1 protein-coding gene is annotated in these 729 nt (G+C 41.6%); it reads right to left on the reverse strand.

Annotated features, from left to right (window positions below; genetic code table 11):
• Nucleotides 1-215 precede the first annotated feature (215 nt).
• Nucleotides 216-554, reverse strand: coding sequence for a DUF5713 family protein (locus tag AACR75_RS01010; RefSeq protein ID WP_047691448.1), 339 nt, complete (start codon nt 552-554; stop codon nt 216-218).
• Nucleotides 555-729 lie beyond the last annotated feature (175 nt).

A 729-nucleotide genomic window follows, 5' to 3' on the forward strand; every position in this document is an offset into this window, starting at 1 on the left:
GTCCAGCCATGAGAACATTGAATTCACCGTTCAATTCAAACCCGATTTAGCTGATAAAAACTCACTTTGCCTAACGCCCGCTTAAGGGGCTGACAACGCTACTACCAAGTTTCCGCATAGCACCGTAATCACACAAACCAACGCATAGTAAAAATGCCACGCGTTGGCTGTCCCTCTTGAAGCGTTTGTTATATGCTGGCACTACCAGCTAGATGCTACCAATATCGCGCAGCTATTAATTCTTCAATATCTGCATCAAACCCATAAGCTTTTGAGATATTGTAAAAGTCATCACCTATGCTTTCTCTTGCTAGAGTCTCTATCTCACTGTCATTTTGTTCGAACTCTTCTCCCAGTACGTTGAACTCTTCCGTTGCAACCCTAGTTAGCTCGTATAGTGAATCGAGGCTTTCTGGCTTGTTTAACTCGATAGATTCACAGAGTCGAACTAAGATATCTTTACCTTTGTCGACAAGGAAGTTAGGGAAATATCCATCTTTGTACATTTCTTGAAGAAACTGATAACTAGCCATATCAGGATTTTTTATACTCATTTCTATATTTTCCTTAGTTTCAAACTTCTATTTGCATATAACGCCCGGCTAAGGGGTTGACAACGCACCGCCGGACTCAAAAAACACACCGTAAGCACTGAATTTCAATTTTGCACTAAAGTCGCCACGCGTTGGCAATCCCTCTTGAGCCGTTTGTTATGCAAATTCAATGAGA

The organism is Vibrio sp. ZOR0018, from assembly GCF_963865925.1.
Lineage (GTDB): Bacteria > Pseudomonadota > Gammaproteobacteria > Enterobacterales > Vibrionaceae > Vibrio > Vibrio anguillarum.

Bases quoted from the DNA above. Each gene is read 5' to 3' on its own strand.
- AACR75_RS01010 (WP_047691448.1), bottom strand. From the start codon at position 554: ATGAGTATAAAAAATCCTGATATGGCTAGTTATCAGTTTCTTCAAGAA.